Below are 1,651 nucleotides of genomic sequence, written 5' to 3' on the forward strand. Positions count from 1 at the left end.
CGGAGCGCGCCCCGGCCGGCCCGCGCCGGGCGGCGGCCGCCCGCCCCTCCCCCGCGCTCGACCTGGGCGCGTACCTCGACCGGGAGCGGCCATGACCAGGCGAGTGGGCCTGCGGGCCGTCACACGTCGCGCACGGGCAGATGCCGCCGAGCGAAACGGGGCGGGCGCATGAGCAACCACCTCGCGATCGCCACCGTGACCGAGGCGCTGCGGCTGCTCGTCTCCCGCGCGCTCTCGCCCGACATCCCGTTCGCGGTCGAGGTCGGCACCCGCAAGCCGCCGACCGAGCCGCCGGCCGACCCGACCATCACCGTGTTCCTCTACCAGGTCACGCCCAACGCCTCGCTGCGCAACCACGACGCGCCCACCCGCGCGACGGACGGCACCGTGCTGACCCGGCCGGCCGCCGCCCTCGACCTGCACTACCTGATCAGCTGCTACGGCGAGGAGTCCCAGCTGGTGGGCCAGCGGCTGCTCGGCTGCGTCGTCCGGACGCTGACCGAACAGCCCGCGCTGTCGCGGCAGTTGATCGAGGAGGCGGCCGCCCAGCCGTACCTCGTGGGGACGGACCTGGCCGCCTCGCCGCAGCGGGTGCGCTTCACCCCCACCACGATGGACGTCGACGAGATGTCCAAGCTGTGGAGCACGCTGCTCCAGACCCCCTACGCGCTGTCCGTGACCTACCAGGCCACCGCCGTGTTCGTGGAGGGCAAGGTCGATCCGGTGGCGGGCAAGCCGGTGCTGCGCCGCACCGTCCGGGCCGTGCCGTCCCGCGGGCCGGTCGTCGAGCGGGTGCTGTCCCGCCCGGCCGGGTCCACCGGCGCGCCCGAGGAGGGGCCGGTGACCAGGGACCGGGAACTGGTGGTGGTCGGCTCCGGTCTGCGCGCGGAGCTGGTCGTGGCCCGGCTGGGCGGGCGCCGGGTGCCGGTCGCCCCGGGCGGTGTGCGGGACGACCGGCTGGTGGTCGCCGTCCCGGCGGACCTGCCGCCCGGCGTGTACCAGCTGCAGGTGCTGCACGGCCTGGCGCTGGACGGCCGGCCCGCCGCGGAGCACCTCGCCGTGGAGTCCAACGCGCAGACCTTCGCCCGGCAGCCGCGGATCGCCGCGCCGATCGGTACGGCGGACCGTACCGACGGACCGGCCGGGGTCTCGGCCCAGGTGGACGTCCGGCTGGACCTCCCGCTCCGGGACGACCAGCAGGTCCTGCTGCTGCTGGACGAGTTGAGCCCGCCGACCGGGCGCGCCGGGGCGAGCTACCAGTTCCGCGCACCCGTGCCGTCGCAGCCGCGCAGCGACCCGTACGCGGTCCGGGTGCCGGTCACCGGCGTCCGGCCGACGGTGTACCTGGCCCGGGTCCAAGTGGACGGCGTGCCGAGCGAGTTGACGGTGTCCGGCGACGGGGCCTTCAGCGGCCCCGTGGTGGACCTGACGCACTGACCACAGGACGCACCGACACAACGGACGGGACGGGGGGAGAGATGGCAACGCGCCGCAGGCAGGACCGCGAAGGCCTGGCGGACGAGTCGCACCGGCAGTCACTGTCGGCCGCGGTCGCCGCCGTGCTCGCGCGGGTCGACGCGCACGCGGCCGGCCGTACCGCCGAGCCGGCCCCGCCGTCGACCCCGGAGACGACCCGTACCGCCGAGCCACC

At 76.1% G+C, this 1,651-nt stretch carries 1 protein-coding gene; it reads left to right on the plus strand.

Annotation, left to right across the window (positions count from 1 at the left end; translation table 11 throughout):
- Positions 1–168: 168 nt before the first annotated feature.
- Entirely contained in the window at positions 169–1,437 is a 1,269-nt protein-coding gene (locus tag AE652_RS43350) for a DUF4255 domain-containing protein (protein WP_053112582.1), read from the plus strand.
- Positions 1,438–1,651: the final 214 nt, after the last annotated feature.

Origin of the sequence: Kitasatospora sp. MY 5-36, from assembly GCF_001182915.1 — a bacterium.
Taxonomy (GTDB): Bacteria; Actinomycetota; Actinomycetes; order Streptomycetales; family Streptomycetaceae; genus Kitasatospora.